At 24.4% G+C, this 1,477-nt stretch carries 1 protein-coding gene; it reads right to left on the bottom strand.

Annotated elements, in window-relative coordinates:
* A partial coding sequence (gene vgrG, locus L8W55_RS07885) for a type VI secretion system tip protein VgrG (protein ID WP_263678135.1) occupies positions 1-1,477 on the bottom strand: 1,477 nt, incomplete at both ends.

The following is a 1,477-nucleotide window of genomic DNA, read 5'->3' on the forward strand; positions in this document are numbered from 1 at the left end:
ATTCACCCCATTATACAAACTCCCACTAATAAAAGGTTTATCTATATCATCATCTAAAAATGAAATAATAACTTCATCTCCTATTCTAGGTGTATGGTAAAAACCTGAATGATTGCTTGCTACATTACTAGCTACTCTTAAGAATGGACTATGGTGATACATGTTTGTTTTATTATCTAATTCTTCTTGATTAGCATAAAGATTAATCCTTACTTTTACTCTTCCATATTCATCTGTATATATGGTATTTCTTTGATTTTCTATATTAGAATCTTCTCCTATAACTATACCCATGGTATTAATTGGAGGTTTTGGTTTAGATTTAAAACTAGGTGTAAAGGTTAAAAAAGATGGGGTAAGGGTTAAATTATTTGTATAAGATTTGCTTAGATTTAAGTCTTTAATATTTAAATTATCATTGGTATTGATAGTATTAGCTAAAATAGCATCATCAATTAAAATTTGTTCTTTTGCTATAATGGTATATTCTTTGGTGGTTTCTTCTTGAATATTAATTTTAATACTTTCATTTAAACTAAGATGATAAATATTGCTTTTTGCTTTTAGTATATTATTAAGCATAGTATTTCTTTTTTCTTTTAGGGTAGGGGATTGTTTTAAATTAATATTTTGTGTAAAGGAATACTCACTTTCATAAGAATGCTCATTATAATGTGTATTGGCATTTTGTGCTTTAGTGCTTAAGGAATATAAACTTAAAGGTTGTTTGGAATTATTACTAGAATGAGTAAAAGCATTAGTTTGTATTTGTTTTTCTTTATTTAGTGCGTAAATACAAGTTTCATTAAGATGGTTGTTGATATTAGGATTAAAAACTATATCTTTTATTTTGCCTTTATGAGTATAAAAATCATAAAAATAAATATTATCTTTATCTTCATAAAAATAAATACCATGATTGTGTGCTAATCTTGTGATAAATTCTAAATCACTTTCATTGTATTGAGAAATTAATTCTTTAGTTTCATATATATGATGAATATTAGAAAAATCAATGTTTTTATTTAGCTTGGTGTTATAATAGGCTAAGGTTTGTTTAATTACTTCTATTATGTTTGTATGAGTATAAATACGATTTGCTTTATTAAAATCAAGTCTTATTAAAGGAGAATGCAAGTTAAACTTAAAAAAATGTTTATGGTTTAATTGTTTAAAATTTTCTTTTACAATATTGCTAGCACTGCCTTGATTAACACCTAAATAGTCAACATAAGATATTATTCCCCGATAAATCATATCAATATTAGTTGAAAAGTCTATTTTTTTGTTTTCATAAGGATTTTTAATTATAAGTGAAGCTTCTTTATCAATAAGCATATTAGGATTAAATTCAATATTGTCATCACTAAAAATATCATTATTGATATTTTCATAAAAACCTTCACATTCACATAAAAAGATCTGATCCAAGCTTTCTTTTATAATGGCTTTTGTGATTTTAAAATCAAGTTTGTTA

Origin of the sequence: Campylobacter sp. FU_520 (assembly GCF_025772385.1) — a bacterium.
Taxonomy (GTDB): Bacteria; Campylobacterota; Campylobacteria; order Campylobacterales; family Campylobacteraceae; genus Campylobacter_D; species Campylobacter_D lari_C.